The organism is Crenobacter caeni, from assembly GCF_010435965.1.
Classification (GTDB): domain Bacteria; phylum Pseudomonadota; class Gammaproteobacteria; order Burkholderiales; family Chromobacteriaceae; genus Craterilacuibacter; species Craterilacuibacter caeni.
The window spans coordinates 103,260-129,386 of record NZ_JAAGAA010000001.1 but is presented as its reverse complement, the minus strand read 5'-3'; the positions used below and the strand labels follow the sequence as shown (position 1 = coordinate 129,386).

At 67.9% G+C, this 26,127-nt stretch carries 26 protein-coding genes; 12 read left to right on the top strand and 14 right to left on the bottom strand.

The window, feature by feature from the left end; all coding sequences use genetic code 11:
- Positions 1–14: 14 nt before the first annotated feature.
- The 9 genes from GZH52_RS00610 to gatC form a co-directional block, all read right to left on the bottom strand.
- Positions 15–1,361, bottom strand: a complete 1,347-nt coding sequence (locus GZH52_RS00610; RefSeq protein ID WP_163314616.1) for a UDP-N-acetylmuramoyl-tripeptide--D-alanyl-D-alanine ligase — start codon at positions 1,359–1,361, stop codon at positions 15–17.
- A complete protein-coding gene (locus tag GZH52_RS00605; protein ID WP_163314615.1) occupies positions 1,348–2,835 on the bottom strand; it encodes a UDP-N-acetylmuramoyl-L-alanyl-D-glutamate--2,6-diaminopimelate ligase in 1,488 nt (495 codons plus the stop codon). Before GZH52_RS00605 ends, GZH52_RS00610 begins: the two co-directional genes overlap by 14 nt.
- On the bottom strand, positions 2,832–4,532 hold the full coding sequence (locus tag GZH52_RS00600) for a peptidoglycan D,D-transpeptidase FtsI family protein (protein ID WP_163314832.1): 1,701 nt from the start codon (positions 4,530–4,532) through the stop codon (positions 2,832–2,834). The genes GZH52_RS00605 and GZH52_RS00600 overlap by 4 nt, the downstream gene beginning before the upstream one ends.
- A 47-nt stretch (positions 4,533–4,579) precedes the next feature.
- A complete protein-coding gene (gene ftsL / locus GZH52_RS00595) occupies positions 4,580–4,849 on the bottom strand; it encodes a cell division protein FtsL (protein ID WP_203525541.1) in 270 nt (89 codons plus the stop codon).
- A 2-nt stretch (positions 4,850–4,851) separates the two neighbouring features.
- Positions 4,852–5,811: a 16S rRNA (cytosine(1402)-N(4))-methyltransferase RsmH gene (rsmH, locus tag GZH52_RS00590; protein WP_163314613.1), complete on the bottom strand. Its 960-nt coding sequence runs from the start codon at positions 5,809–5,811 to the stop codon at positions 4,852–4,854.
- A complete protein-coding gene (gene mraZ, locus GZH52_RS00585) occupies positions 5,808–6,251 on the bottom strand; it encodes a division/cell wall cluster transcriptional repressor MraZ (protein ID WP_163314612.1) in 444 nt (147 codons plus the stop codon). The genes rsmH and mraZ overlap by 4 nt, the downstream gene beginning before the upstream one ends.
- A gap of 291 nt (positions 6,252–6,542) precedes the next feature.
- On the bottom strand, positions 6,543–7,970 hold the full coding sequence (gatB, locus tag GZH52_RS00580; RefSeq protein WP_163314611.1) for an Asp-tRNA(Asn)/Glu-tRNA(Gln) amidotransferase subunit GatB: 1,428 nt from the start codon (positions 7,968–7,970) through the stop codon (positions 6,543–6,545).
- A 57-nt stretch (positions 7,971–8,027) separates the two neighbouring features.
- Positions 8,028–9,479, bottom strand: a complete 1,452-nt coding sequence (gene gatA / locus GZH52_RS00575) for an Asp-tRNA(Asn)/Glu-tRNA(Gln) amidotransferase subunit GatA (protein WP_163314610.1) — start codon at positions 9,477–9,479, stop codon at positions 8,028–8,030.
- 60 nt (positions 9,480–9,539) lie between these two features.
- The gene (gene gatC, locus GZH52_RS00570; RefSeq protein ID WP_136551411.1) at positions 9,540–9,827 is read right to left on the bottom strand and encodes an Asp-tRNA(Asn)/Glu-tRNA(Gln) amidotransferase subunit GatC; all 288 of its coding nucleotides are present in this window, start codon (positions 9,825–9,827) and stop codon (positions 9,540–9,542) included.
- Positions 9,828–10,011: 184 nt separating this feature from the next.
- Between gatC and GZH52_RS00565 the strand changes: the two genes are divergently transcribed.
- From GZH52_RS00565 to GZH52_RS00525, 9 genes are all read left to right on the top strand, one after another.
- Positions 10,012–11,055, top strand: coding sequence for a rod shape-determining protein (locus GZH52_RS00565; RefSeq protein WP_136551410.1), 1,044 nt, complete (start codon positions 10,012–10,014; stop codon positions 11,053–11,055).
- A 46-nt stretch (positions 11,056–11,101) separates the two neighbouring features.
- A complete protein-coding gene (mreC, locus tag GZH52_RS00560; protein ID WP_163314609.1) occupies positions 11,102–11,986 on the top strand; it encodes a rod shape-determining protein MreC in 885 nt (294 codons plus the stop codon).
- Positions 11,987–11,991: 5 nt separating this feature from the next.
- A complete protein-coding gene (mreD, locus tag GZH52_RS00555) occupies positions 11,992–12,489 on the top strand; it encodes a rod shape-determining protein MreD (RefSeq protein ID WP_163314608.1) in 498 nt (165 codons plus the stop codon).
- Positions 12,490–12,493: 4 nt separating this feature from the next.
- Complete coding sequence (gene mrdA / locus GZH52_RS00550) at positions 12,494–14,500, top strand: penicillin-binding protein 2 (protein WP_163314607.1); 2,007 nt, start codon at positions 12,494–12,496, stop codon at positions 14,498–14,500.
- Positions 14,481–15,578, top strand: coding sequence for a rod shape-determining protein RodA (gene rodA / locus GZH52_RS00545; protein ID WP_163314606.1), 1,098 nt, complete (start codon positions 14,481–14,483; stop codon positions 15,576–15,578). The genes mrdA and rodA overlap by 20 nt, the downstream gene beginning before the upstream one ends.
- A gap of 67 nt (positions 15,579–15,645) precedes the next feature.
- A complete protein-coding gene (locus GZH52_RS00540) occupies positions 15,646–16,536 on the top strand; it encodes a sterol desaturase family protein (protein WP_239057958.1) in 891 nt (296 codons plus the stop codon).
- Between the two features lie 330 nt (positions 16,537–16,866).
- Positions 16,867–18,186, top strand: a complete 1,320-nt coding sequence (locus GZH52_RS00535; RefSeq protein ID WP_163314604.1) for a sodium-dependent transporter — start codon at positions 16,867–16,869, stop codon at positions 18,184–18,186.
- Between the two features lie 222 nt (positions 18,187–18,408).
- Positions 18,409–19,722: a sodium-dependent transporter gene (locus tag GZH52_RS00530; RefSeq protein ID WP_163314603.1), complete on the top strand. Its 1,314-nt coding sequence runs from the start codon at positions 18,409–18,411 to the stop codon at positions 19,720–19,722.
- Positions 19,723–19,744: 22 nt separating this feature from the next.
- Positions 19,745–20,155 carry a VOC family protein gene (locus GZH52_RS00525; RefSeq protein ID WP_163314602.1) on the top strand — a complete coding sequence of 137 codons (411 nt, stop codon included), beginning with the start codon at positions 19,745–19,747 and terminating at the stop codon, positions 20,153–20,155.
- Here the strand turns inward: GZH52_RS00525 and GZH52_RS00520 are convergent.
- The 3 genes from GZH52_RS00520 to GZH52_RS00510 are packed head-to-tail and all read right to left on the bottom strand — an operon-like array spanning position 20,143 to position 21,850.
- Positions 20,143–20,457 carry an AzlD domain-containing protein gene (locus GZH52_RS00520; RefSeq protein WP_163314601.1) on the bottom strand — a complete coding sequence of 105 codons (315 nt, stop codon included), beginning with the start codon at positions 20,455–20,457 and terminating at the stop codon, positions 20,143–20,145. The two genes, GZH52_RS00525 and GZH52_RS00520, sit on opposite strands and share 13 nt — an antisense overlap.
- On the bottom strand, positions 20,454–21,149 hold the full coding sequence (locus GZH52_RS00515; RefSeq protein ID WP_163314600.1) for an AzlC family ABC transporter permease: 696 nt from the start codon (positions 21,147–21,149) through the stop codon (positions 20,454–20,456). The genes GZH52_RS00520 and GZH52_RS00515 overlap by 4 nt, the downstream gene beginning before the upstream one ends.
- Before the next feature lie 56 nt (positions 21,150–21,205).
- On the bottom strand, positions 21,206–21,850 hold the full coding sequence (locus GZH52_RS00510; RefSeq protein ID WP_163314599.1) for a MarC family NAAT transporter: 645 nt from the start codon (positions 21,848–21,850) through the stop codon (positions 21,206–21,208).
- 182 nt (positions 21,851–22,032) lie between these two features.
- Between GZH52_RS00510 and GZH52_RS00505 the strand changes: the two genes are divergently transcribed.
- Positions 22,033–22,512 carry a copper chaperone PCu(A)C gene (locus GZH52_RS00505; RefSeq protein WP_163314598.1) on the top strand — a complete coding sequence of 160 codons (480 nt, stop codon included), beginning with the start codon at positions 22,033–22,035 and terminating at the stop codon, positions 22,510–22,512.
- 13 nt (positions 22,513–22,525) lie between these two features.
- On the opposite strand, the gene GZH52_RS00500 is transcribed toward GZH52_RS00505, so the two are convergent.
- Complete coding sequence (locus GZH52_RS00500; protein WP_163314597.1) at positions 22,526–23,686, bottom strand: glycerophosphodiester phosphodiesterase family protein; 1,161 nt, start codon at positions 23,684–23,686, stop codon at positions 22,526–22,528.
- 364 nt (positions 23,687–24,050) lie between these two features.
- Between GZH52_RS00500 and GZH52_RS00495 the strand changes: the two genes are divergently transcribed.
- Positions 24,051–24,344: an Rdx family protein gene (locus GZH52_RS00495; protein ID WP_163314596.1), complete on the top strand. Its 294-nt coding sequence runs from the start codon at positions 24,051–24,053 to the stop codon at positions 24,342–24,344.
- A gap of 2 nt (positions 24,345–24,346) precedes the next feature.
- Entirely contained in the window at positions 24,347–25,408 is a 1,062-nt protein-coding gene (gene dinB / locus GZH52_RS00490) for a DNA polymerase IV (RefSeq protein WP_349290618.1), read from the top strand.
- Between the two features lie 12 nt (positions 25,409–25,420).
- Here dinB and GZH52_RS00485 read toward each other — a convergent pair whose 3' ends face one another.
- Positions 25,421–26,077: a glutathione S-transferase family protein gene (locus GZH52_RS00485; protein WP_163314594.1), complete on the bottom strand. Its 657-nt coding sequence runs from the start codon at positions 26,075–26,077 to the stop codon at positions 25,421–25,423.
- Between the last annotated feature and the right edge of the window lie 50 nt (positions 26,078–26,127).

The window sequence follows — 26,127 nt, the reverse complement described above, 5'->3', positions numbered from 1 at the left end:
TATGGAGTCGGGTTTCAGGCCCCGGCCAGCGCCGCGACCACGCGCTCCATGCGCATGAACCGCGAACCCTTGACCAGGACGGTGGCGTCTTTTGTCAGCGCCTTTTTTAGTTCGGTGCACAGCGCGTCGACGTCGTCGAACGATGCTGCGCCCTCGCCGAACGCCGCCGCCGCGTGGCGGGCGAGTTCGCCCAGCGTGTAGAAATGCTCGATGCCCGCTGCGCGGGCTGCCGCGCCGACCTCGGCGTGCAGCGCCGGCGCGCCCTCGCCCAGCTCGCCGATGTCGCCCATCACGAAGAAGCGCGGCGCGGGGTAGGCGGCGAGCACGCGTACCGCCGCCTTCATCGAGTCGGTGTTCGCGTTGTAGGTGTCGTCGATCAGGCGGGCGCCGCACGCGGCCTGCGTAAGCTGCAGCCGGCCCTTGACGCCGCCGAAGGTGGCGAGGCCCGCGGCAATTTCAGCCGGCGAGACGCCCAGCGCGACGCACAGCGCGGCCGCGGCCAGCGCGTTGCGCACATTGTGTTCGCCCGCGGCCGTAAGCTGGACTTCAGCTTCGCCCTGCGGAGTCACCAGCACGAAGCGGCTGGCGTCGGCGGCGAGCACCACGCTCCGCGCGGTCACGCCGGCGCCCTCGCCCAGACCGAAGGACAGCCGCGGGCGGCTGCCTGCGGCAGCAGCGAACAGCGCGGCGTGCGCGTCGTCGGCGTTGACGATGGCGGTGCCGGTGTCGGATAGCCCGCTGAAGATTTCCGCCTTGGCGTGCGCGATCGCCTCGACCGAGCCGAAGTGGCCGATATGCGCGCGCATCGCGTTGTTGACCAGTGCCGTCTCGGGGCGGGCCAGCGAAGCGAGGTAAGTCAGTTCGCCGGCGTGGTTCATCCCCATCTCGAGCACGGCGTAGCGGTGCTCGGGGCGGATGGACAACAGGGTCAGCGGCAGGCCGATGTCGTTGTTGAAGTTGCCGGCGGTGGCGAGCACGGCGTCGCTGCCCGCGACATGCCGCAGCACCGCGGCGACCATTTCCTTGACCGTGGTCTTGCCGTTGGAGCCGGTGATGCCGACGCGGCGCGCCGGCATCCGCGCGGCCCAGCCGGCGGCGAGCCGGCCCAGCGCGAGGCGGGTGTCGTCCACCCGGATCAACGCGGCGCCTTCCAGCGCGAAATCGTCGCGCACCAGCGCACACGCGCCGCGGGCGACGACGTCGGCGACGAAGTCGTGCGCGTCGAAACGCTCGCCCTTGAGCGCGACAAACAAATCGCCCTCGCCGGCGCTGCGGCTGTCGGTGACCACCCGCAGGATTTGCCCGTCCTCGCCAACGAGGGAGCCACCGGCGAGCAGCGCGGCGTCCTTACGCGTCAGCATGCGCGCGTCCCCATGCGGTCAGCGCGTCTTCGGCGACGCGGATGTCGGAGAACGGGTGCTTGACGCCCATCACGTCCTGGTATTCCTCGTGGCCCTTGCCGGCCACCAGCACGATGTCGCCGGCACGCGCCTGGCCCACCGCCCAGTGGATCGCCTGTTCGCGGTCGATCTCGACGTGGCCCGGCGCGCGCATGCCGGCGACGATGTCGCCGATGATGCGCTCAGCGTCCTCGGTGCGCGGGTTGTCGCTGGTGACGACGGCCACATCGGCGATGCGCTCGGCGATCTCGCCCATCATCGGGCGCTTGCCGCGGTCGCGGTCGCCGCCGCAGCCGAACACCACGTAGAGGCGCGAGCCGGCCGGGCGGATCTCGGAGAGCGTGCTGGCGGCCTTCTCCAGCGCGTCCGGCGTGTGCGCGTAGTCGACGACGACCAGCGGCTCGTGGCTGCCGCCGACGCGCTGCATACGCCCGCGTGCGCTCTGGATGCGGCCGAGCACCGCGCAGGCGTCCGCCAGCGGCACGCCGCCCGCGCACAGGGTGGCGAGGCAGGCGAGCATGTTCGACGCGTTGAAGCGGCCGAGCAGCGGCGAGCGGATCTCGCCCTCGCCCCACGGCGTGGTAACCGTCATGCACAGACCGTCCAGGTCGGCGACCAGGCTCAAGGGGCGCACGTCGCCCTCGTCAAGGCCGTAGCTGACGACGCGGGTGCGCGCCGGGTCGATGCCGGCTGCGAGTTCGCGGCCGAAGGCGTCGTCGGCGTTGATCACCGCGTGCTTGAGGCCTTCCCAGTGGAACAGGCGCGCCTTGGCCGCGCCGTACGCCTCCATCGAGCCGTGGTAGTCGAGGTGGTCGCGCGTCAGGTTGGTGAACACCGCGGTGTCGAATTCGACGCCGTTGACTCGGTACTGGTCGAGGCCGTGGCTCGACACTTCCATGGTGACGACCGACGCGCCCTGGCGCAGGTACTCGGCCAGGCGCTGCTGGACGGTCACCGGGTCGGGCGTGGTGTGGGTGGTCTCGGTCAGTTCGCCGTAAAAGCCGTTGCCGACGGTACCGATCAGCGCCGCCTTCTGCTGCAACAGGGTGTACGCCTGCGCGAGCCAGTGCGAGATCGACGTCTTGCCGTTGGTGCCGGTGATGCCGATCACGTGCAGCGCACGGCTGGGGTAGCCCAGCGAGAGCGCTGCGACCATGCCGGCGCGCTCGCGCAGCGCCGGTACCGCGGCGTTGGGCACCGCCCACTCGTCGCGCCACGCGAAGCCGCCTTCCGGGTCCCACAGCACCGCCGCGGCGCCGCGTTCGAGCGCGGCGCCGATAAAGTCGCGGCCGTCGGTGTATTCGCCGCGGCACGCCAAAAAGACGTCGCCCGGGCCCACGCGACGGCTGTCGCTCTCGACCCGGGTCAATGCTATCCCCTGCGCTGTCAGTACTGCCGGATCCCAGTCCGGCAGCGGCGTCATCATGCTCTTCATGTCTCTTCTCTTACTTCCGGCAAACGGTCGACCGGAATCAGGGTGTTGTTGGCCGGGTTGTCCGGCTCCTCGCCCAACACCCGCAAACTGCCGCCCATGATGGCGGAAAAAGCGGGACCGGCGACCGTGCCGCCGTAGTAACTGCCGCCCTTCGGTTCGTCGACCATCACGGCGACGATCAATCTGGGCCTGGTCGCCGGCGCGAAGCCGACGAACATGCCGATATGCTTGTCTGCGACGTAGCGGCCGCCGACCAGCTTGCGCGCGGTGCCCGACTTGCCGCCGACGTTGAAGCCGAGCACCTGCGCGCGGGTGCCGGTGCCGCCGACCTGGGTCACCGTCGTCATCATCTCGCGCATCTGCCGCGCGGTGTCGGGGCGGATCACCGGACGCCCCGGCGGCGGCGCCGAGATGCGGGTGAACGACACCGGCAGCAGGTTGCCGTCGGCGGTGAACACCGTATACGCGCGCGCCAGCTGCAGCAGGCTGACCGACACCCCGTAGCCGAACGACATGGTCGCCTGCTCGATCGGCCGCCAGCCCTTCCAGTCGCGCAGCCGCCCGCCGACTTCCCCCGGGAAACCGGCGTGCGGGTTGCGGCCGAAACCGGCCGCGTCGTAAAACGTCCACATCTGCTCGGGCGTGAACAGCAGCGCCAGCCTGGATGCGCCGACGTTGCTCGACTTCTGGATCACCTCGGTCACCGTCATCAGGGGCTTGGGGTGCGTGTCGCGCACCGTCGCCGGACCGATCCGGTAGGTATTGGTGTCCATCAGCATGGTCGGGCGCGCCTTGCCGTTTTCCAGCGCCATCGCCACCGGGAACGGCTTCATGGTCGAACCCGGCTCGAACATGTCGATCACCGCGCGGTTGCGGCGCATCTCCGGCTCGAGCTGCATCCGGTTGTTCGGGTTGAACGACGGATAGTTGGCCAGCGCCAGGATCTCGCCGGTCCTGCCGTCCAGCACCACCGCCGCGCCGGCCTTCGCCTTGTTCGCCTCGACCGCGCCCTTCACCTCGCGGTACGCCAGGTACTGCAGGCGGCGGTCGATCGACAGCGTCAGCGTCTGCCCGTCGCGCGGGCGCTCGATCGCCGCCAGGTCCTCGACGATGTAGCCGCGCCTGTCCTTGAGCACGACGCGGCTGCCGCTTTGCCCGGAGAGCATCTTCTCGCGCGCAAGCTCCAGCCCTTCCTGCCCCTTGCCGTCGACGCCGGTAAAGCCGATCACCTGCGACAGCATCTCGCCGGCCGGGTAGTAGCGGCGGAACTCCTGCTGCTTGGCCACCCCCGGGATGCCCAGCGCCATCACCTGCTCGGCAAGCTCGGGGCTGACCTGCCGCTTCAGGTAGACGAACTCGCGCTTCTTGTCGGCGAACTTGGCGCGGACCTCCTCGGGCGAGAGCTCGAGCAGGCGGGCGAGCGCGCCGACCTGCTCGTTGCTCACCGGCCCCATGCCGGCCGGACTCGCCCAGATCGTCTGCACCGGCGTGCTGATCGCCAGCGGTTCGCCGTTGCGGTCGGCGATCACGCCGCGGGTCGCCTCCAGCGTCAGCACGCGCCGGAAACGCGCGTCGCCCTGGTTCTGCAGGAAGTCCTGCTGCGCGACCTGCAGGTACAGCGCACGGATCACCAGCGCCGCAAACAGGAGGCCGATGCCGCCCAGCACCAGCGTGACCCGGCCCGACGCGATGCGCATCGCCGGCTTGGGCACGCTGCGGCCGTGCAGCGAATAGGCGCGGCCGGTCACGGACGCGCCCCGGCCACACCGTGCACCTGGATCTCGCGCGGCACCGGCGCATGCATGCCGAGCCTGTCGGCAGCCACCTTCTCGATCACCGCCTGCGCCCCCCAGGTGCTTTGTTCCAGCAACAGCTGCCCGTGCTCGATCTCGTAGGCACGGGTGCGCTTTTGCTCCTTCTCCAGCGCGATGTACAGCTTGCGGGCCATATGCTGGCTGGTCACCACCGACATCGCGCACAACACGAGCACCACCAGCAAGATGGCGTTCAACATCTTCACTCGGCGCGCTCCCACGCGCCGGCCGTCCGCTCGGCGATCCGCATGATCGCGCTACGCGCGCGCGGGTTCGCCGCCAGTTCCGCCTCGCCCGCGCGCACCGGCTTGCCGATGGCCTTCAAGGGCGCCTCGGCCAGGTCGGCCGCGCGCACCGCGACCCAGGACGGCAGCTTGTCGGCGGTCGCCGCGTCGCGGATGAACTGCTTGACGATGCGGTCTTCCAGCGAATGGAAGCTGATCACCGCCAGGCGCCCGCCCTGGGCGAGCAGCGACACCGCCTGCGGCAGCACCGACTTCAGTTCGTCGAGTTCGCCGTTGATATGGATGCGGATGGCCTGAAAGGTACGCGTCGCGGGGTCCTGGCCTGGTTCGCGAGTACGGACGTTTTCCCCAACGAGGACGGCGAGCTGACGCGTCGTAACGAGGGGCTCGGCACCCCGGTGCGCAACAATGGCTGCTGCGATCTTGCGAGCAAACCGCTCTTCACCATAAGTCTTGATGACCTCCCTGATTTCGGCCTCGTCGGCCGACGCCAGCCATTCGGCCGCGGTCATGCCGCGGCTGGTATCCATGCGCATGTCCAGCGGCGCGTCGAAACGGAAGCTGAAGCCGCGGCGGCCGTCGTCGATCTGCGGCGACGACACGCCCAGATCCATCAGCACGCCGTCGACCCGCTCGATCCCGAGCGCGGACAACTCCCGCGCCAGCGTCTCGAAGCCCTGGTGGACAATGGTGAAGCGCGCGTCGGCGGCGGCGAGCCGCTCGCCTTCGGCAATCGCTTCGGGGTCCTTGTCAAAGGCGACCAGGCGCCCAGCGGGCCCCAGCTTCGACAGGATCAACCGGCTGTGACCGCCACGGCCGAACGTGCAGTCGACGTACACGCCGTCCGCGCGGACGGCCAAAGCGTCGACGGCTTCGGCGAGCAGCACCGTGCGGTGCTCGAATTGGACATCGGTCACAACGTAAAATCTCCAAGTTCCGCGGCAAGCGCGGCCGGGTCGAGCGCCAGCGCTGCGCGCGTCTGTTCTTCCCACTTCACGGCGTCCCACAGCTCGAAACGGTTGCCCATCCCGACCAGCGCGACTTCCTTGTCCAGCATCACCAGCTGCCTCAGCCGCGAAGGCAACAGCACGCGGCCGGCGCTGTCCATTTCCAGTTGCTCGGCGTGACCGAGCACCAGACGCTGGTAGCTCTGCAGCACCGGGCTACCGGCGCGCATCCTGAGCAGCTTTTCCTCGACCGGACGCCAGTTGGGCTCGGGGTAGATCAGCAAGGCCTTGGTCGACTCGAGGGTCACCACCAGCTTGTTGCCAAAATCGGACAGCAGCGTCTCGCGGTGCCTGGCCGGAATGGCCAGACGACCCTTGTTGTCGATCGACAGGACGCTAACACCGATCATGAGCCGGCCTACTCCCCCGTGCGAATTCGGGCAAATGCCCCACTTACACCCACTTTATCCCACTTGCCGCCACTATAAATAAACACTGTCAACCCGGTCAATATCGCCAAGCGCTAAATCACCTTTTGAGACAATGACTTAGGCAAGAGCGGCGTTGCCAAATCGTGATTCAAATCAGGGAGTTAAAAACGGAAGCGGATGAAGAGGCTGAACTGCGCGGAAAAAACACCGTAAAAACAACAGAGCCGGGACGACTGGCGCCATCCCGGCCACAACATCAATACAAACGGATCAGGCGAGCTTCTGGCGCAGGATATCCTGTACCTGCGCCGGGTTGGCCTTGCCCTTCGACGCCTTCATCACCTGGCCGGCCAGCGCGTTGAGCGCCTTTTCCTTGCCAGCGCGGAATTCCTCGACCGCCTTGGGGTTGGCGGCGATCGCCTCTTCCACCATCTTCTCGATCGCACCCACGTCGGACACCTGCTTGAGGCCGTCGCGCTCGATCACTTCGTCGGCGCTGAGCGCGTCCACCCACAGGGCATCGAACACCTGCTTGGCGAGCTTGTTCGACAGCGTGCCGTCGGCGACGCGCACCACCAGACCGGCCAGACGCGGGGCGTCGATCGGGCACGCGGCCAGCTCCAGGCCCTCGCGGTTCAGGCGCGCGGCCAGTTCACCGTTGATCCAGTTGGCGGCGAGCTTGCCCTGGCCGGTCGCGCGGGCGACCTGCTCGAAATACTCGGCGTGTGCGAGGCTGGTGGTCAGCAGCGCGGCGTCGTAGGCGGATACACCGTACTCGGCGACGAAACGCGCCTTCATCTGGCCGGGCAGCTCGGGCATGGTCGCCGCGACGCGCGCGATGTCGTCGTCGGACAGCACCACCGGCAGCAGGTCCGGGTCCGGGAAGTAGCGGTAGTCGTGCGCGTCTTCCTTGCTGCGCATCATGCGGGTCTCGCCGCTGTCCGGGTCGAACAGCACGGTCGCCTGCTCGATGCGGCCGCCGTCTTCCAGCGTGTCGATCTGCCACTGGATCTCGTACTTGATCGCCTGTTCGAGAAAGCGGAAGGAGTTGAGGTTCTTGATCTCGCGGCGGGTGCCGAACTCGGCCTGGCCGAACGGGCGCACCGACACGTTGGCGTCGACGCGGAAGCTGCCTTCCTGCATGTTGCCGTCGCAGATGCCAAGCCAAGTCACCAGCGTGTGCAGCGCGCGCGCGTAGGCGACCGCTTCCTCGGCCGAGCGCATGTCGGGCTCGGACACCACTTCCAGCAGCGGCGTGCCGGCGCGGTTGAGGTCGATGCCGGTCATGCCCTGGAAGTCTTCGTGCAGGCTCTTGCCGGCGTCCTCTTCCATATGCGCGCGGGTGACGCGGATCACCTTCTCTTCTTCACCGACCAGGATGGTCAGCGTGCCCGGCCCGACGATGGGCAGGTCCATCTGGCTGATCTGGTAGCCCTTGGGGAGGTCCGGGTAGAAGTAGTTCTTGCGCGCGAACACGTTCTTCTTGTTGATGGTGGCATTCAGCGCCAAGCCGAGGCGGATCGCCTTGTCGACCACCGCGCGGTTGAGCACCGGCAGCACGCCGGGGAACGCCAGCTCGACGACCGACGCCTGCGTATTCGGCTCGGCGCCGAAGGCCGTGCTCGAACCGGAGAAAATCTTGGACGCGGTGTTGAGCTGCACGTGCACCTCAAGACCGATGACGACTTCCCATTTCATATCTGAATCCTTAAATCCTGGCGGGCCGGCCACCCGCAGGCAGCCGGCACCCAATCCTTAGAGCGCCGGCGCGCGGCGGTGCCAGTCGGTCGCACACTGGAAGCGGTGCGCGACGTTCAGCATCTTCGCTTCCGAGAAGTAGTTGCCGATGATCTGCAGGCCGATCGGGCGGCCGTTATCGGCGAAGCCGGCCGGCACGCTCATGCCCGGCAGGCCGGCGAGGTTGACCGACAGCGTGTAGATGTCCGACAGGTACATCTGCACCGGGTCGCCCGACTTCTCGCCGATATTGAAGGCGGCGGTCGGCGCCACTGGCCCGAGGATCACGTCGCAGCGCTCGAAGGCGGCCTTGAAGTCGTTGGCGATCAGGCGGCGGATCTTCTGCGCCTTCAGGTAGTAGGCGTCGTAGTAGCCGTGGCTGAGCACGTAGGTGCCGACCATGATGCGGCGCTTGACCTCTTCGCCGAAGCCCTGCGCACGGGTCTTCTCGTACATCTCGACCAGGTCCTTGTACTCGGGTGCCCGGTAGCCGTAACGCACGCCGTCGAAGCGGCTGAGGTTGGCCGACGCCTCGGCCGGCGCGATCACGTAGTAGGCCGGAATCGACAGCTGGGTGTTCGGCAGCGACACCTCGACCACCTCGGCGCCCTGCGCCTTCAGCTCGGCCACCGCACCCTCGATCACCCGCGCCACGTCCGGCGCGAGCCCCTCGGCGAAGTACTCGCGAGGCAGACCAACCTTCAGACCCGCCAGCGGCTTATCCAGCTCGCGCGTGTAGTCCTCGGCCGCGCGCTCGACGCTGGTCGAGTCGCGCTTGTCGAAGCCCGCCATCACGTTCAGCATCAGCGCGCAGTCTTCTGCCGTTTGCGCGAGCGGGCCGCCCTGGTCGAGCGAGCTGGCGTAGGCGACCATGCCAAAGCGGCTGACCACGCCGTAGGTCGGCTTGATGCCGGTGATGCCGCAGTGGCTGGCCGGCTGGCGGATCGAGCCGCCGGTGTCGGTGCCGGTGGCGACCGGCGCCAGGCGCGCGGCGACCGCGGCGGCCGAGCCGCCCGAGCTGCCGCCGGGGATGGCGGCGGTGTCCCACGGGTTCTTCACCGCACCGTGAAACGAGTTTTCGTTGGACGAGCCCATCGCGAACTCGTCCATATTGGCGCGGCCCAGCGTCACCATGCCGGCCGCGTCGCAACGCTCAACCACGTGCGCGCTGTACGGGGAGACGAAGTTGTCGAGCATCTTCGAGCCGCAGCCGGTTTTCCAGCCTTGCTGGCAGAAGATGTCCTTGTGCACCAGCGGCACGCCGGTCAGCGCGTGCGCGTCGCCCGCGGCACGGCGCGCGTCGGCGGCGGCGGCGGCGGCGAGCGTGCGCTCGCGGTCAAGGGTGACCAGCGCGTTGAGCGCCGGGTTGAGCGCGTCGATGCGCGCGAGGTAGGCGGTGGCCAGTTCGACGGCCGACACGTCCTTGTTGGCAAGCTGGACAGACAGCTCTTTGAGCGTGGCTTCAATCATGATGGATACTCGGTCGGTTCGGATGCGCCGCCTGAGGCGGCTGCACGCGCGCGCAGGCGCTTACTCGATGACTTTGGGGACGAGGAACAGGCCCTTCTCGACCTGCGGCGCGACCGCCTGGTAGGCCTCGCGGTGGTCGGTCTCGGTCACCACGTCGTCGCGCAGGCGCAAGGACACGTCCTGCGGGTGCGCCATCGGCTCGATACCGGTGGTGTCGACTGCCTGCATCTGCTCGATCAGCCCGAAAATATTGTTCAGTTGCGCCAGGGTCGCCTCGACCTGCGCGTCGGTGACTTCGATGCGGGCAAGCTGGGCGATACGCGCGACATCCTGGTGTGTCAGCGACATGTGGACCTCGGGTGAATTCTTTAATTTTCCAAGCGTTGTAGGGTATCATAGGCGGTTAGTTTCACCCAAGATCGACAGCGCCCTTCATCACCGCAAACAGCCGTCATCAATGACGGCGAGGGGCCAACGCCAAGAGAATTTCGCGGACCCGCCCGGCGCGGATCCGCCACGATTAGGATTACCCATGTTCCGCACGCTGACCGGCTACTTTTCCAACGACCTTGCCATCGACCTTGGCACCGCCAACACGCTGATCTACATGCGCGGCAAGGGCATCGTGCTCGACGAGCCGTCCGTCGTCGCCATCCTGAGCGACGCGCCGACCAACAAGAAGTCCATCCTCGCGGTCGGCCTCGAAGCCAAGCGCATGCTCGGCCGCACCCCGGGCTCGATCCAGGCGATCCGCCCGATGAAGGACGGCGTGATCGCCGACTTCACCGTCACCGAGCAGATGCTCAAGCAGTTCATCAAGAAGGTCGCGCCGGGCCGTTTCTTCGCCGCCAGTCCGCGCATCGTGATCTGCGTGCCGTGCGGCTCGACCCAGGTCGAGCGCCGCGCGATCAAGGACTCGGCACTGGCTGCCGGCGCGCGCCGCGTCGAACTGATCGAAGAGCCGATGGCCGCCGCGATCGGCGCCGGCCTGCCGGTCGAGGAGCCGACCGGCTCGATGGTGGTCGACATCGGCGGCGGCACCACCGAAGTCGGCGTGATCTCGCTGGGCGGCGTGGTGTACTCCAACTCGGTGCGCGTCGGCGGCGACAAGTTCGACGAGGCGATCATCAACTACATCCGCCGCAACTACGGCATGCTGATCGGCGAGACCACCGCCGAAGAGATCAAGAAGACCATCGGTTCGGCCTTCCCGGGCGCCGAAGTGCGCGAGATGGAAGTCAAGGGCCGCAACCTGGCCGAAGGCATCCCACGCGCGTTCACCGTCTCGTCCAACGAAATCCTCGAGGCGCTGACCGAACCCTTGAACCAGATCGTCTCCGCGGTGAAGATCGCCCTCGAGCAGACCCCGCCGGAACTGGGCGCCGACATCGCCGAGAAGGGCATGGTGCTCACCGGCGGCGGCGCGCTGCTCAAGGATATCGACCGCCTGCTGGCCGAAGAGACCGGCCTGCCGGTGTTCGTCGCCGAAGAGCCGCTGACCTGCGTGGTGCGCGGCTCGGGCAAAGCGCTCGACAAGATGGACAAGCACGGCACCATCTTCACCAACGTTCCCTGATCCCCCCTCGACACGCCGCGCCCTGGCGCGGCGTGAGGCTGTGCCGATGGAATTCGCCAATACGCCCAGTTTCTTCCGCCACGGGCCGTCGCCGGCCGCGCGGCTGACCGTCTGCGTGCTGCTGTCGCTGTCGCTCCTGGTCGCCGACAGCCGCTTCGGTCTGATGGAACGCGCCCGCGAAGCGATGTCGGTGGTGCTCTACCCCCTGCAGCGCGCGGCCAACCTGCCGGTATCCGCCGTCCGCCACCTGAGCGACTTCTTCGTCGCGCAGGCGACGCTGAAGGAAGAGAACGACGCACTGAAGAACCATGCGCTCGCACAGAAGGCCGAGATCGACCGCCTGCGCGCCGCGCAGGCCGACCTTGCCGAGCTGCGCAAGACACACGCGCTGTCCGCTTCGCTCGGCGGCGGCGGACAGATCGCCGAGGTGCTGTACACCGGCCGCGACCCGTTCTCGCACAAGATCATCGTCGACAAGGGCGAAGACGCCGGGCTTTCCCGCGGCCAGCCGGTCACCGACGACGGAGGCCTGGTCGGCCAGGTCACCCGCGTGCAGCCCTTGTCGGCCGAGGTCACCCTGGTCACCGACAAGCACCAGATGGTGCCGGTGATGCTCGAGCGCACCGGCGTGCGTGCGATCCTGTACGGCTACGGCGGCGGCGTCGAGCTGCGCTACCTGCCGATGGGCGCCGACATCCGTCCGGGCGACCGCCTGCTGACCTCGGGCATCGACGGCGTCTACCCGTCCGGCCTGCCGGTCGCCCGCGTCGAGCGCGTCGACCGCACCTCGTCGAACGCCTTCGTGCGCGCGATCACCCGCCCCCTGGGCGGCCTCGACCACGGCCGCTTCGTGCTGGTGCTGCCGGTGCGCAGCGTGCCGCCGCCTCCCCCACCCGCCGTACCGGCGCCCCAAACCAAGGCAGGAAAGTAGCCCCGATGTCGCTCGACCACCCCCAGGAGCTGCTCAAGCCGGTCAGCCTGCGCTTTGTCTGGCTGACCCTGGCCATCGCCCTGCTGCTCGAACTGGTGCCACTGCCGGTCGGCCGGGCCCGCTTCATGCCCGACTTCGTCGGCTTGCTGGTGCTCTATTGGGCGATCAACCAGCCGCGGCTGGTCGGCGTCGGCACCGCGTTCACCGCCGGCCTGATCGCCGACATCGCCACCGCCGGCCTGTTCGGCCAGCACGCGCTCGCCTACTCGGCCACCTGCTACCTCGCGCAGTACCGCCAGCGCCAGCTGGTGATGCTGGGCCTCGGCCAGCAGTCGCTGGTGGTGCTCGGCCTGATGCTGTGCAACCAGGCGATCATGGTGCTCGCGCGCATGGCGACCGGCGCCGCCTTCGTCGGTTTCGCCTACTTCCTGCCGCCGATCATCGGCGCGCTGTTGTGGCCGCTGCTGACCAAGCTGATGCTGCTGCCTTACCGCAGGGGCTGACACCATGCCCCGCCAGCGTCACCTGCCCCCGGCCCGCGGCGACGACAGCCAGCTGCAGTTGCGCCTGATCGTCGCCTACGCCTTCATGGTGCTGATGTTCCTGGTGCTGGCCGGCCGCTTCGCGTGGCTGCAGTTCTTCCAGTACGACCATTACTCGACGCTCGCGCAGAACAACTCGATCTCGCTGGTGCCGGTCGAGCCGAGCCGCGGCCGCATCGTCGACCGCAACGGCGTCGTGCTCGCGCGCAACTACGCGGCGTACACGCTGGAGGTGACACCGTCCGAGACCGCGGACCTCGACGCGACGGTCGCCGAACTGGGCCAGCTGGTCGAGCTGACCCCGCGCGACATGAAGCGCTTCAAGAAATTCCTCAGCGAGAACCGCCGCTTCGAGCCTTCGGCGCTGAAGATGAAGCTGACCGACGAGGAGGCCGCGCGCGTCGCCGCCAACGGCTGGCGCCTGCCCGGCGTCGAGGTCAAGGCTAGGCTGTTCCGCGACTACCCGTTCGGCGAGCTGACCAGCCATGTGCTCGGCTATATCGGCCGCATCGGTCCGCGCGAGAAGGAACAGATCCAGGAAGACGGGCTGACCGCCAACTACCGCGGCGCCACCCATATCGGCAAGCTCGGCCTCGAGAAGACGTACGAGAACATGCTGCGTGGCCGGCCGGGCTTCGAGGAGATGGAAACCGACGCCGGCGGCCGTGCGGTCAGGAGCCTGAGGCAGAGCGCGCCGCAAAACGGCAGCGACCTGCACCTCGCGCTCGACATCAAGCTGCAGGATGTCGCCGACAAGCTGTTCGGCAAGCGCCGCGGCGCGCTGGTCGCGATCGACCCGCAGACCGGCGGCGTACTCGCCTTCGTCTCCAAGCCCGGCTTCGACCCCTCGCTGTTCGTCGACGGCATCGACACCGTGACCTGGAAGAACCTCAACGAGGACTGGGAGAAGCCGCTGGTCAACCGCGCGCTGCGCGGGCTGTACCCGCCCGGCTCGACCTTCAAGCCCTTCATGGGCATGGCCGCGCTGGACGCCGGCGCGATCGGGCCGAACGAGGTACGCTCGGCGCCCGGCTACTTCACGCTGCCCGGCTCCAGCCACCGCTTCCGCGACAGCAAGCCCTCCGGCAACGGTATGGCTAACCTCAGCCGCGCGATCGCGGTCTCCAGCGATACCGTGTTCTACAAGCTGGCGTGGGACATGGGTATTGACCGCATCCACCCGCGCCTCGCCGAATTCGGTCTGGGCAGCCGGACCGGCATCGATCTGGACGGCGAATCGGCGGGCATCCTGCCGTCCAAGGAGTGGAAGGCCAAGCGCTTCTCGAAGATGAAGCCCGAGTACCAGCGCTGGTACCCGGCCGACGTGGTCAGCATCGGCATCGGCCAGGGCTTCAACGCGTACACCCCGCTGCAGATGGCCAACGCGACCGCCATCCTCGCGTCCGACGGCAAGGTGTTCAAGCCGCACCTGGTGCAGGAAGTGGTCGACCCCAAGACCGGCAAGAAGACCCCGGTCGAACCTGCGCCGCAGAAGCAGCTCGCGTTCAAGCCCGAGTACTTCGACTACATCAAGGGCTCGATGGAGGCGGTGGTCAAGCCCGGCGGCACCGCGTGGCGGCTGGGGCAGGGTTTGAGCTACCGGCTCGCCGGCAAGACCGGCACCGCGCAGGTGGTGCAGATCAAGCAGGGCGCCAAGTACAACGCGGCCGCGCTGGCCGAACAGCACCGCGACCACTCGTGGTTCATCGCGTTCGCGCCGGCCGAGAAGCCGACCATCGCGCTGGCGGTGATCGTCGAGAACGCCGGCTTCGGCGCCGCCGCAGCGGCGCCCCTGGCGCGCGGCGTGATCGACTACTACCTGACCGGCAAGGTGCCACCCGAGGTCGCCGGCCAGCTGCAGACGTTCAAACCCGTGCCGCCCGCGGCCGACGCCAGCGGCCCAGCCGCTGCGGGCGCCGCCGCGAGCGCCCCCACCCCGCAGAAGAAGACCGATGCATCCCCATCCGCTTAAGCGGCTGTGGCAGGCCGTCACCGCGCCGCTGGACGGCCCGCTGGTGCTGCTGCTCGCCGTGATCAACGTGCTGAGCCTCGCCGTGCTCTACTCGGCGTCCAACGAGACCTTCGGCAAGATCGACAACAAGCTGGTCTACACCGCGCTGTCGTTCGGCATCCTGTGGTTCCTCGCGTGGAGCCGCCCGCAGAGCATCATGATGTTCGCCCCGCCGATCTACGTGGTCGGCGTGCTGCTCCTGGTCGGCGTCGAGCTGTTCGGCATCATCGTCAACGGCTCGCAGCGCTGGCTGGACTTCGGCTTCGTGCGCATCCAGCCGTCCGAGATCATGAAGATCGCGCTGCCGATGATGCTCGGCTGGTACTTCCAGCACCACGAGGGGCAGATCCGCTGGTGGCACTATGTGGTCGGCGCGGTGATCATCCTGATTCCCGGCACGCTGATCCTCAAGCAGCCCGACCTCGGCACCGCGACGCTGATCATGGCCTCCGGCTTCTTCGTGCTGTATTTCGCCGGGCTGTCGTGGAAGATCATCCTCGGCGGCGGCGCCGCCTTCCTGGCCAGCCTGCCGCTGGTCTGGCACTTCATGCACGACTACCAGCGGCGCCGCGTGCTCACCCTGCTCGACCCCACGCAGGACCCGCTGGGCGACGGCTACCACATCATCCAGTCGACCATCGCCATCGGCTCGGGCGGGCCGTGGGGCAAGGGCTGGCTGTCCGGCACGCAGACCCACCTCGAATTCATCCCCGAGCGCACCACCGACTTCATCTTCGCGGTGTGGTCGGAAGAATTCGGCCTCATCGGCAATCTCGTGCTCCTGGTGCTGTACCTGGCGGTGCTCAGCCGCGGGCTGATGATCACCGCGCGCGCGCAGACGCTGTTCGGCCGGGTGATGGCCGGCTCGATCACGCTGACCTTCTTCATGTACGCCTTCGTCAACATGGGCATGGTCTCCGGCATCCTGCCGGTGGTCGGCGTGCCGCTGCCCTTCGTCTCCTACGGCGGCACCGCGACGGTGTCGCTGGCGGTCGGCATGGGCATGCTGATGAGCATCGGCAACACCGAGCGCAGGTAAGCCCCACGCCCTCCCTTGCGCAAGCAACCCCATTGGCATAACCTGCCGGCAGACTGGTTGCCCACGCATGGCCGCCAGCGGACACGAGGAGGACGGGATGGGGTTCGATATCGAGTTATTGCTGCTGGCGCTGACACCGCTGTTCCTGCTGTGCGTCGCGCTGGAGGTTGTCTACTGGCGCCGCCAGCGGCGGGCGGATATCTACGGCTGGCGCGACAGCCTGTGCAGCGCGGCGCTTGGCCTCATGCACCAGGGCGCCGACAAGCTCGCGTGGTTCCTGGTGCTGCCCGTCTACGCGTGGGTGTGGCAGCACCGGCTGTTCGACTTTCCGCTTGGCTGGCCGGCCTTTGTCGCGCTGTTTGTCGCGCAGGACTTCCTCTACTACGGCTTCCACCGCGCGAGCCACCGTGTGCGCTGGCTGTGGGCCGCGCACAGCGTGCACCACAGCTCGACCCGGATGAACTTCACCACCGCCTTCCGGCAGAGCCTGATGTACCCGGTCGCCGGCATGTGGCTGTTCTGGCTGCCACTGGCGTGGCTGGGCTTCCCGCCCGAGGCGGTGGTCGGCGTGGTGCTGATCAACCTCGCCTTCCAGTTCTTCGTACATACCCAGGCCATCCCCAGGCTGGGCGTGCTGGAAAAAGTGTTCAACACGCCGTCGATCCACCGCGTGCACCACGCGAAGAATCCTCGCTACCTCGACCGCAACTACGCCGGCGTGCTGGTGGTATGGGACAGGCTGTTCGGCAGCTACGTCGAGGAAGACCCGGCCGAGCCGTGCGACTACGGCACGGTCAAGCCGGTCACCAGCTTCAACCCGCTATGGGTCACGCTGACCGAGTGGGTCGACATGGCGCGCGAAGTGGCGCGCGCACGCGTATGGCGGGAGAAACTGGCGCTGCTGTTCGGCCCGCCGGAAGCCGCCGAGCGTATTGCCGCCGGACAAGCGCGCGATTAGGCACCTCGGGCGCCGGCAGTCACGCATCAAACCGGGACAAATCGGTAAAAACAAACCGCAAAATTGCCGAACATAAAACCATGATGGCATAAAACGCCAAAAATCATCGCCATCCATTTGACAGGCTACGCATCCAGGCAGCAAGATGTCTGCATGGACAGACTGCAACGCAACGCCGTAACTGGCTACGTGTATTACCCGGCCTCCTCTTTGGTGGCCGGTCGTCTCGTGTTGTCCTGAAAAACGAAACCGACTGAATCGGCCGCCGTCCAGGCGGCCTTTTTGTTTTGTCGGCAGCGCGGGCGGTGGCCTCCACCACAAGGGGCCATCATGACCACCACAAGAAGCAGCTGGGGCTCGCGCCTCGGTTTCATCCTCGCCGCCGCCGGCTCGGCCGTCGGCCTGGGCGCGATCTGGAAGTTTCCCTTCGTCACCGCGATGAACGGCGGCGGCGCCTTCATCCTGCTGTTCCTGCTGTTCAGCTTCACGCTCGGCTTCGCGCAGCTCTTGGTCGAATTCACGCTGGGGCGCGCCGCGCAGCGCGGCCCGGTCGGCATGTTCCGCCGACTCGCCGGCGGGCTGTGGCCGCTGGCAGGCCTGATGGGCATCTTCGCCGCCTTCGTGCTGTACAGCTTCTACAGCGTGGTCGGCGGCTGGACGCTGGGCTACCTCGCGCTGGCCTTCGAAGGCTCGGTGCTGGCCACCAACACGGCCGTGCTCACCTCGACCTTCACCCGCTACGTGGAAGACCCGCTGTGGCCCATCGTCAGCCACGCGGTGTTCGCGCTCGCCACGCTGGCCATCGTGCTGGGCGGGGTGGAAAAGGGGATCGAACGCGCCAGCAAGCTCTTGATGCCTTGCCTGTTCCTGCTGATGCTCGCGCTGATCGTGCGCTCGCTGACCCTGCCCGGCGCCGCCGCCGGCGCGCTTGCCTTTTTCACGCCGGACTTCTCGGCCGTCACCCCGGCGATGGTCGGCGACGCGCTGGGGCTCGCCTTCTTCTCGCTGTCGCTGGGCACCGGCGGCATGATCGCGTACGGCTCCTACGTCAAGCAGGAAACGCCGGTGCTGCGCTCGGCGGCGTGGGTGGTCGGCCTCTCCTGCATGGTGGCCATCCTCGCTGGGCTGATGATCTTCCCGGCGCTGGTCGCCTTCGGCCTCGACCCGGCTGCCGGCCCCGGCCTCACCTTCATGACCATGCCCATCGTATTCGCCAGCCTGCCCTTCGGACAAGTCTTCGCCATCGCCTTCTTCGCGCTGCTGTCGGTGGCGGCGCTGACGTCTTCGGTGTCGATGCTCGAGCTGATCGCGACGCTGTTCCTCGACGAGTTCTCCCTGCCGCGCCGGCCGGTGGTGATCGCCTTGAGCCTCGCCGTGTTCCTCGCCGGCGTGCCGGCCTCGCTGTCGCTGGGGCCGTGGTCGGACATCAGCGTGTTCGGCAAGAACATCTTCGACGCGATGGATTACAGCGTGAGCAACGTGATGATGCCGCTCTCCGGCATCCTGGTCGCGCTGTTCGCCGGCTGGCGGGTGTGGCCGCTGATGCGCGAGCACGCAGGGCTGTCCGGCTGGGCGCTGTCCGCGCTCAAGTGGAACTGCCGGCTCGTCGCGCCGCTGGCGATCGCGGCCATCCTGCTCAAAAACCTGTAGCGTGCAGATTGTATCCAGGCCTTGACGGGAGGCCGCCCGCCAAGGCATGCTAGGAACATGAACAGCATCCTCGTGAACCCGACTACCCGCCGCTGGTGGTGGCGCCCTTAACACGGCGCGCCGGTTCACGACCATAGACCAGGCCGCCGACAGGCGGCCTTTGTCATTCCGACCCCCAAGCTCCCTGTCCGGCGACCGCCACCACAAGTACAAGGAGCAGTCATGCAGCGATCACAATGGGGCTCGCGCCTCGGTTTCATCCTGGCCTCGGCCGGCGCCACGGTGGGCCTGGGTTCGATCTGGAAATTCCCCTACGTCACCGCGATGAACGGCGGCGGCGCCTTCCTCGCGATCTTCGTCCTGCTCACCTTCACGCTGGGCCTGACCCTGCTGCTCGCCGAGTTCGCGATCGGCCGCGCGGCGCGCGCCGGCGCGGTCAGCGCGTTCAAGCGGCTGGGCGGCGGCGCGTGGCCGCTGACCGGCTACGCCGGCGTGCTGGCGGGCTTTCTGGTGCTGAGCTTTTACAGCGTGGTCGGCGGCTGGACGCTGGGCTACCTCATGCGCGCCGCCGACGGCCGGGTGATGAGCGACGATCCGGCCGCCCTTGCCGCGCTGTTCGGCCAGTATGTCGGCAGCCCCATCGAGCCGCTGCTCACCCACGCGGTGTTCATGGCGCTGACGCTCGCGGTGGTGATCGCCGGGGTGAAGAACGGCATCGAGCGCGCCGGCAAGCTGCTGATGCCCGCCCTCTTCGTGCTGATGCTGGTGCTGATCGTGCGCTCGCTGACGCTGCCCGGCGCGGCCACCGGCGTCGCCGAGTTCCTCGCGCCGGACTTCTCCAAGGTGACGCCGGCGATGCTGGTCGACGCGCTGGGGCTGGCGTTTTTCTCACTGTCGGTCGGCGCCGGCTGCATGCTCGCCTACGGCTCCTACCTGGGCAGCGAGGTGAAGCTGGCCGGCTCGGCGCTGTGGGTCGCGTCGTTGACCACGCTGACGTCGGTGCTGGCCGGGCTGATGATCTTCCCGGCGGTGGCCGCCTTCGGCCTCGACCCGGCCGCCGGCCCCGGCCTCACCTATATGACGATGCCGGTGGTGTTCAACCACCTGCCGTTCGGGCAGCTGTTTGCGCTGGCCTTCTTCGCGCTATTGCTGTTCGCCGCGCTGACTTCGTCGGTGTCGCTGCTCGAACTGATCGTGGTGCTGCCGATCGACGAATGGGGCGTCAGCCGCCGCAAGGCGACGCTGGTCGCCGCGGCCCTGGTGTTCGCCGCCGGTGTCCCCGCTTCGCTGTCGTTCGGCCTGTTGGCCGACTACAAGCTGTTCGGCCGCAACGCCTTCGAGCTGATGGACTACACCGCAAGCAATATCCTGCTGCCCGTCGGCGGCATCGGCACCGCGCTGTTCGCCGGCTACAAGGCGTGGCCTGCCATCAGCGCCGAGCTGATGCTGCGCGCGCGCGCCGCCGCCGCGATGCGCGTGATGTGCCGCTACGTGGCGCCGGCGCTGACCGCGCTGATCCTGTTCTGGAACCTGTGAAGTCCGTTTGGAGATTTGAAAAATGAAACAACGTATCGCCCACTTCTCGCTGCTCGTCGACGAGTACGACCGCGCGCTCGCCTTCTACCGCGACACGCTGGGCTTTACGCTGCTGGAAGACACCGACCTGGGCGGCGGCAAGCGCTGGGTGCGGGTCGCGCCCCCCGGCGGCGAGACCGCGCTGCTCATCGCGCGTGCGGCCGACGAGGCGCAGCGCACCGCGATCGGCCGGCAAGGCGGCGGCCGGGTCTGGCTGTTCCTCTACACCAACGACTTCTGGCGCGACTACGCGCGCTACCGTTCGCTTGGCGTCGAATTCGAGGAGGCGCCGCGCGAGGAGGCCTACGGCACGGTCGCGGTGTTCCGCGACCCGTACGGCAACCGCTGGGACCTGCTCGAGCCGGGCTGCCCGCGCCAGACTCAGGCGAAATAACGCAGCGCGGCAAAGAGTACGAAACTCGCCAACAGCGCCGGCAGGGTACGTCCGCTATACCAGGCCAGCGCCCCCGCGCACACGGAACCGACCAGATAGGGGTTCTGCCACGACAGCGCGATGCTCCCGCCGGGCGCCAGCGCCATCGGCACCACCAGCGCCGACAGCACCGCAACCGGCACATAGTGCAAGGCACGCGCCAGCCACGACGGAAACACCCAGCGCCGGCCCAGCACCAGGAAGCTGGCTCGAATGGCCAGCGTCAGCAGCGCCATGCCGATGATGGCCAGCCACACGTTCATGCGGCCTCCTTGCGCTTGCCGTCCAGCAGCATGCCCGTGGCGATGCCCGCACACGAAGCCAGCATCAGGCCGCCCTGATACGGCAAGGCGCGCAGCCAAAGTGCCACCGCGCCAGCGACCAATGCAGCGGCCAGCGCAGGACGGGTCTTGAGCTGCGGCGCGACGATGGCGGTGAAGGTCGCCAGCATCGCGAAGTCCAGCCCCCAGCCGGCGATGCCGGGTATCCCCTGCCCGACCATGATGCCCAGCAGCGTCCACAGCAGCCAGTTGCCGTACATCGCCAGTGACGAGCCAAGCCAGTACGCCGCGCCGCCGGCGACCATGCCCGAACGCAGGCGGTGTTCCACGACGGCAAACGTCTCGTCGGTCAGCCAGAACGCCAGCGGCAATCGCCAGCGCAACGGCCAATCACGCGCGTACGGCAGCAAGGTGGCGCTATACAGCGCATGGCGCAGGTTGACCACCAGCGTGGTCAGCCATAGCACCGGCAGCGCGGTGCCGGCGGCAAACAGGCCGACCGCGATGAATTGCGACGAGCCGGCAAACACCAGCAGCGACATCGCCAGCGTCTGGGCAGGGGTCAAATGGGAAGAGGTGGCCAACGCGCCGAAGATCAGCCCGAACGGCGCGGCACCGACCAGCATCGGCACGGTATCACGCGCCCCGGCCAACCCCGGGGAAATAGACGACATGGCAAACCCTAAAGACAGCAACGCCCAACAATGCCATCAGGGTATCGCGTGGTCAATCAGGAGCCCGCCATGAAGGTGCGGATGCCCGAGCCGACGAACTGCACGCCAACGCAGATCAGCAAAAAGCCCATCAGCCGGCCGAGCACCTCGCGGCCGGCGCGGCCCAGCCGCTCGGCGATCACGTCGCTCGACTTGAGGGTCAGCCATACGCCGACGCTGACCAGCGCGATGGCGACAAAAGTCATGAAAAAGGCGGCGGCCTTGGCCGGCAGCGTGTCGAGCTCGGCGATCTCGGTGGAGAGGCCGATCACCACCGCGATGGTGCCGGGGCCGCTGATGCCGGGCATCGCCAGCGGGAAGAACGAGCAGTCCTCGCAGTTCGGGCGGTGGGTGGTCGAGTGGGGGTCCTGCGACAGGAACAGCATGCGGTAGCCGATGACGGCGACGACGAAGCCGCCGGCAATGCGCAAGGCGCCGTACGAGATGCCGAAGAACTCGAGCACCAGGTTGCCGGCGAGCAGCGACACCAGCATGATCGCCGCCGCGTACACGCAGGACATGCGCGCCTGCTCGGCACGCTTGGCGTCGTCCATGCCGTGGGTCAGGCTGATGAACAGCGGGATCTTGGAGAGCGGGTTGGTGATCACGATCAGGCTCACCAGCGCGCCGAACAGGTATTGCAGGTAGAAGTGTTCCAGCATGGCAGCGGGGACGTCGGGTCAGGCGGCCATTCTTCATGACAGCGGGGCGGCTGCACAGGGGCGGGTCGGAAACAGGCAAACCGCCGTCGCGCCTTGGCAAATCGGCTGCGACATTCGGTCGCACCCGATGCCGGATGGATTGTGGTAGCTTGCTGCGGTGATATGAACCGGACTTGCACGCCATGAAAAAACTGCTTCTTGCCGCCCTCGTCGCCACCCTGCCGCTGGCGGCTGCCGCCCACGAAACCCGGGCCGGCGCGCTGACCGTCCACCATGCGTGGAGCCGCCTGCTGCCGCCCTCCGCGCCCAACGGCGCCGCCTACTTCGAACTCGCCAACCGCGGGCAGGACGCCGACCGCCTGCTTGGCGCGGCCACGCCGCGCGCGGGCAAGGCCGAGCTGCACACCCACGTCAACGACAACGGCGTGATGCGCATGCGCGAGGTCGAAGGCGGCGTCGCGGTGCCCGCCGGGCAGACCGTGCGCTTCGCGCCGGGCGGCCTGCACGTGATGCTGATGGGGCTGAACGCGCCACTCGCCAAAGGCGAGCGTTTCCCGCTGACGCTGCGCTTCGAGAAGGCCGGCGAGGTGAAGGTCGAGGTGGTGGTCGAGGACGGCATGGCCGCCCCCGCCACCGCGCATTCGATGCCGGCGCACCACTGACGCCGGTACCGGCTCAGCGCCTGGCCATCGCCTGGCGTGCCGCGACGGCGGTGTCGGCGAAGTCGCTGAACACGCCGTCGACGCCGAGCCCGAAGTAGGTCTTGTACTCCTCGGCCGGGTCGCCCATGAAGTTGGCCGCCAGATGCTTGGGTTCGTTGCGGAAGGTGTACGCGTGGACGAACAGGCCGGCCTTATGTGCGTCGCGCACCAGGGTCGACGGCTCGATCAGCGTTCGGTCCTGCATGTCGACCGTCTTGTCGCCGTTCACGTCGGCAGCGGCGCCGGTCTTCTTGTCGGCCATCCCCTCGCTCGCGATCAGGTACGGCTTCCACGGGCCGATACCGTCGGCAAAGCGGCGAATCTCGCGCAGCGCGCCAGGCTTGGTCAGGTCGGCGTAGCTGCGCGCATCGCCGGCGACGACGAAGTCGTACGGCTGGCCGGTCACCAGCTTGCCGTCGACGGCCACGTCGTCGGCGTCCAGCAGGAACACCAGCTTCACCGGCGTCAGCTTGCGCAGCGCCTTCAGGTTGGCGGTCTCGAACGACTGCACGAACACCGGCGCGTCCTTGCGGTTGAGCCCCGCCTTTTTGAGGCTTGCGACCAGCGTGCGCTCCAGCGGCAGTTGCTGCGCCTGGTGCCAGGTCGGATGCTTGGTTTCCGGGTAGACGCCGATCTTGCGGCCGCTCTCCCTGGCCAGACGCGCACGCAGCGCGAGGACCTCGTCGAAGGTCGGGATAGCGAACTGGCCGTTGTACTGCTGCGGACGGTCGGCACGCGGCTGCACCGCGCGCAGCGTCTTGATCTCGGCCAGCGTGAAGTCGGACGCGAACCAGCCCTCCTCCTCCTTGCCGTCGACCTTCACCTTCTTCTTGCGGTCGGCAAACTCGGCCCGGCTGGCAACGTCGGTAGTGTCCTTCAGGTTCGGTTCGTGGCGCGCGATCAGCACCCCGTCCCTGGTCGACACCAGGTCCGGCTCGATATAGTCGGCGCCCAGTTCGACGGCGCGCGCGTACGCCTCCAGCGTGTGCTCGGGCAGGTAGCCGGACGCGCCGCGGTGCGCGATCACCAGCGGCGCCTTGCCGTCCAGGGTCGGCCAACCGGCAGCCTTCGCTGCGTAGGCATTCGGCAAGGCAAGGGCCGCCAGCGCGGCAGCACAAATCAGGGTTCGCTTCACGGGAATACTCCGCTGATGGATGACCCGCAGATTATTCCTTGCGCATATTTCTGCCGCGTGAAGTTTCGGTGACGGCACGATGACAGCCGCTGTTCGCGTCGCAGGTCCGCGATAGCGGATCTTTTTTGTCTGACAACATCCCGATTTGCTTTACACGAACCGCTTAGATATGCACAATGACTGAACTGGAGCGTTGGCCGCCTCCAGTGTGACGCCGTCCGGCCGCATCCCCTCGCCAGGCAACACCTGAAGAATAATGAGATGGAGGAGGGCTGCCCTCACGGGCAGACATGCAGTACCGGGGAGCCCGGACGGCGTCGGATAGGCTACCATCGGGTCTGCTGCCAACCCACGGACCACCACGATGGACCACGCCCCCCTTCCCCGCCTGGAAATCCGCTACTGCACCGGCTGCCGCTGGCTGCTGCGCGCCACCTGGCTCGCGCAGGAATTGCTGACCACCTTCGAGCAGGAACTAGGCGGTGTCACGCTCGCACCGGGCTCGGGCGGCGTGTTCACCGTCCACTGCGGCGACACCCTGCTATGGGACCGCAAGCGCGACGGCGGCTTCCCGGAGCTGCGCGAGATCAAGCAGCGCGTGCGCGACCTCGTCGCGCCGGACAAGCCGCTCGGCCACAGCGACGCTCGCCCCGCCTGAGCGTGCAGCGCAAGATCATCCACGTCGACTGCGACGCGTTCTACGCGTCGGTCGAGATGCGCGACCACCCCGAGTGGCGCGACATCCCGCTCGCCGTCGGCGGCAGCCCGCACACCCGCGGCGTGATCGCCACCTGCAACTACGTCGCGCGCCGCTACGGCATCCACTCGGCGATGGCGTCGGCGACCGCGCTTAGGCGCTGCCCGCAACTGCTGATCGTGCCGGGCGACATGGCGCGCTACCGCGAGGCGAGCCGCCAGGTGCACGCGATCTACCGCGCGTTCACCGAACGCATCGAACCCTTGTCGCTCGACGAGGCCTACCTCGACGTCAGCGGGGTGACGCTGTGCCGCGGCAGCGCGACGCTGATGGCCAAGGAGATCCGCCGCCGCATCCGCGAGGAAGTCGGCATCACCGCGTCGGCCGGCGTCGCCCCCAACAAGTTTCTCGCCAAGGTCGCGTCCGACTGGAACAAGCCGGACGGCCAGTACGTGGTACGCCCAGAGGACGCGGCGGCATTCGCCGCAGCGCTGCCGCTCGCGCGCTTCTGGGGGGTCGGCCGCGTCACCGCCGGCCGCCTCGAGGCGCTGGGCCTTCATACCGGCGCCGACCTGCTGACCGTCGATGCCGCACTCCTCGAGCGCGAGTTCGGCCGCTTCGGCGCGCGGCTGGTCGAACTGGCGCACGGCACCGACACCCGCGAAGTCGAGACCGAGCGGGTACGCAAGTCGGTCAGCGTCGAGGAGACCTACGCGCGTGACCTGCCCACGCTCGCCGCCTGCCGCGCCGAGACGCCCGAACTGTTCGCCCGCCTGAAGGCGAGGCTCAGCCGCGCCGGCGACCCGGCGATCCGCGCACTGGTGGTCAAGGTCAAGTTCGCCGACTTCAGCCAGACCACGGTCGAGCACACGGCGAGCCAGTTGTCGCTACCCGGCTTCGGGCGGCTGCTCGACACCGCGTACGCGCGCGGCGGCGGCCGCGCGGTGCGCCTGCTCGGCCTAGGTTGCCGGCTCGCCGGCGACGACGCCGGCCGCCAGCTCGAGTTCGAATGGGAAGAGGAATGAAGGGGAACCGCGTCAGGACGCGCCTCTCCTCGCCATGAAGGCGGAAAGCGCGGCGTCACGGTCGGCCCAGGTGCGCGCGACGCTCGGCCGCTGCCCCAGCCGCGCGAGGTAGTCGTCCAGTGCCGGCAGCGCGGCGAGCAGGTTTTCGCCCAGCACCTCTGCGGTCACCTGCGAGAGCTGCGGGAAGAAGCTTGCCGCGACGATGTCGGCGTAGCTGAAGTCCTCGCCGGCGAGCCAGGGGTTCGTGCGAACAATCCGGCTGACCGCGCCGACGCCCCGCCGGATCGCCTCGTCCGCCTGCGCGCGCTGCGCGTCGGCAAGCGGTGCGCCGAACACCCGGTGCGCAGTCAGCGGCTGCGCCGGCTGGGCAAGGTAGAGTTCGATCAGCTGCATCAGCTCGCGGGAACGCGCGCGCGCGTTCGGCGACGGCGGCAACAGCGCCGCGGTCGGGTAAGCGTCTTCCAGCCACTCGAGGATCGCGGTCGACTCGGCCAGCGCGTAGCCGTTGATCTCGACGTAGGGGATCTTGCCCATCGGGCTCTTGGCGAGGAAGGTCTCCTCGCGCGACGGCGGGGTGAACACTTCCTCGAAGTTCACGCCCTTTTCGATCAGGGCGATCTTGACCTTGTTGTAGTAGGGGGACAGCGCAACGCCGTGGAGGACGATCATCGGAGACAACTCCTGAGCAGGAACTAGCAACAGCATAGCCACTGCGTCGG

What these genes read in the sequence shown, in the direction of transcription:
- GZH52_RS00515 (WP_163314600.1), bottom strand. Translation starts at nt 21,149, where the DNA reads ATGTCGTCTATTTCCCCGGGGTTGGCCGGGGCGCGTGATACCGTGCCG.
- GZH52_RS00540 (WP_239057958.1), top strand. Translation starts at nt 15,646, where the DNA reads ATGGCCGCCAGCGGACACGAGGAGGACGGGATGGGGTTCGATATCGAG.
- mreD (WP_163314608.1), top strand. Translation starts at nt 11,992, where the DNA reads ATGTCGCTCGACCACCCCCAGGAGCTGCTCAAGCCGGTCAGCCTGCGC.
- gatB (WP_163314611.1), bottom strand. Translation starts at nt 7,970, where the DNA reads ATGAAATGGGAAGTCGTCATCGGTCTTGAGGTGCACGTGCAGCTCAAC.
- gatC (WP_136551411.1), bottom strand. Translation starts at nt 9,827, where the DNA reads ATGTCGCTGACACACCAGGATGTCGCGCGTATCGCCCAGCTTGCCCGC.
- GZH52_RS00610 (WP_163314616.1), bottom strand. Translation starts at nt 1,361, where the DNA reads ATGCTGACGCGTAAGGACGCCGCGCTGCTCGCCGGTGGCTCCCTCGTT.
- GZH52_RS00535 (WP_163314604.1), top strand. Translation starts at nt 16,867, where the DNA reads ATGACCACCACAAGAAGCAGCTGGGGCTCGCGCCTCGGTTTCATCCTC.
- GZH52_RS00495 (WP_163314596.1), top strand. Translation starts at nt 24,051, where the DNA reads ATGGACCACGCCCCCCTTCCCCGCCTGGAAATCCGCTACTGCACCGGC.
- GZH52_RS00600 (WP_163314832.1), bottom strand. Translation starts at nt 4,532, where the DNA reads ATGCGCATCGCGTCGGGCCGGGTCACGCTGGTGCTGGGCGGCATCGGC.
- GZH52_RS00505 (WP_163314598.1), top strand. Translation starts at nt 22,033, where the DNA reads ATGAAAAAACTGCTTCTTGCCGCCCTCGTCGCCACCCTGCCGCTGGCG.
- gatA (WP_163314610.1), bottom strand. Translation starts at nt 9,479, where the DNA reads ATGATTGAAGCCACGCTCAAAGAGCTGTCTGTCCAGCTTGCCAACAAG.
- GZH52_RS00525 (WP_163314602.1), top strand. Translation starts at nt 19,745, where the DNA reads ATGAAACAACGTATCGCCCACTTCTCGCTGCTCGTCGACGAGTACGAC.
- GZH52_RS00605 (WP_163314615.1), bottom strand. Translation starts at nt 2,835, where the DNA reads ATGAAGAGCATGATGACGCCGCTGCCGGACTGGGATCCGGCAGTACTG.
- GZH52_RS00510 (WP_163314599.1), bottom strand. Translation starts at nt 21,850, where the DNA reads ATGCTGGAACACTTCTACCTGCAATACCTGTTCGGCGCGCTGGTGAGC.
- GZH52_RS00520 (WP_163314601.1), bottom strand. Translation starts at nt 20,457, where the DNA reads ATGAACGTGTGGCTGGCCATCATCGGCATGGCGCTGCTGACGCTGGCC.
- mraZ (WP_163314612.1), bottom strand. Translation starts at nt 6,251, where the DNA reads ATGATCGGTGTTAGCGTCCTGTCGATCGACAACAAGGGTCGTCTGGCC.
- rodA (WP_163314606.1), top strand. Translation starts at nt 14,481, where the DNA reads ATGCATCCCCATCCGCTTAAGCGGCTGTGGCAGGCCGTCACCGCGCCG.
- mreC (WP_163314609.1), top strand. Translation starts at nt 11,102, where the DNA reads ATGGAATTCGCCAATACGCCCAGTTTCTTCCGCCACGGGCCGTCGCCG.
- GZH52_RS00565 (WP_136551410.1), top strand. Translation starts at nt 10,012, where the DNA reads ATGTTCCGCACGCTGACCGGCTACTTTTCCAACGACCTTGCCATCGAC.
- mrdA (WP_163314607.1), top strand. Translation starts at nt 12,494, where the DNA reads ATGCCCCGCCAGCGTCACCTGCCCCCGGCCCGCGGCGACGACAGCCAG.
- ftsL (WP_203525541.1), bottom strand. Translation starts at nt 4,849, where the DNA reads ATGTTGAACGCCATCTTGCTGGTGGTGCTCGTGTTGTGCGCGATGTCG.
- GZH52_RS00530 (WP_163314603.1), top strand. Translation starts at nt 18,409, where the DNA reads ATGCAGCGATCACAATGGGGCTCGCGCCTCGGTTTCATCCTGGCCTCG.
- GZH52_RS00485 (WP_163314594.1), bottom strand. Translation starts at nt 26,077, where the DNA reads ATGATCGTCCTCCACGGCGTTGCGCTGTCCCCCTACTACAACAAGGTC.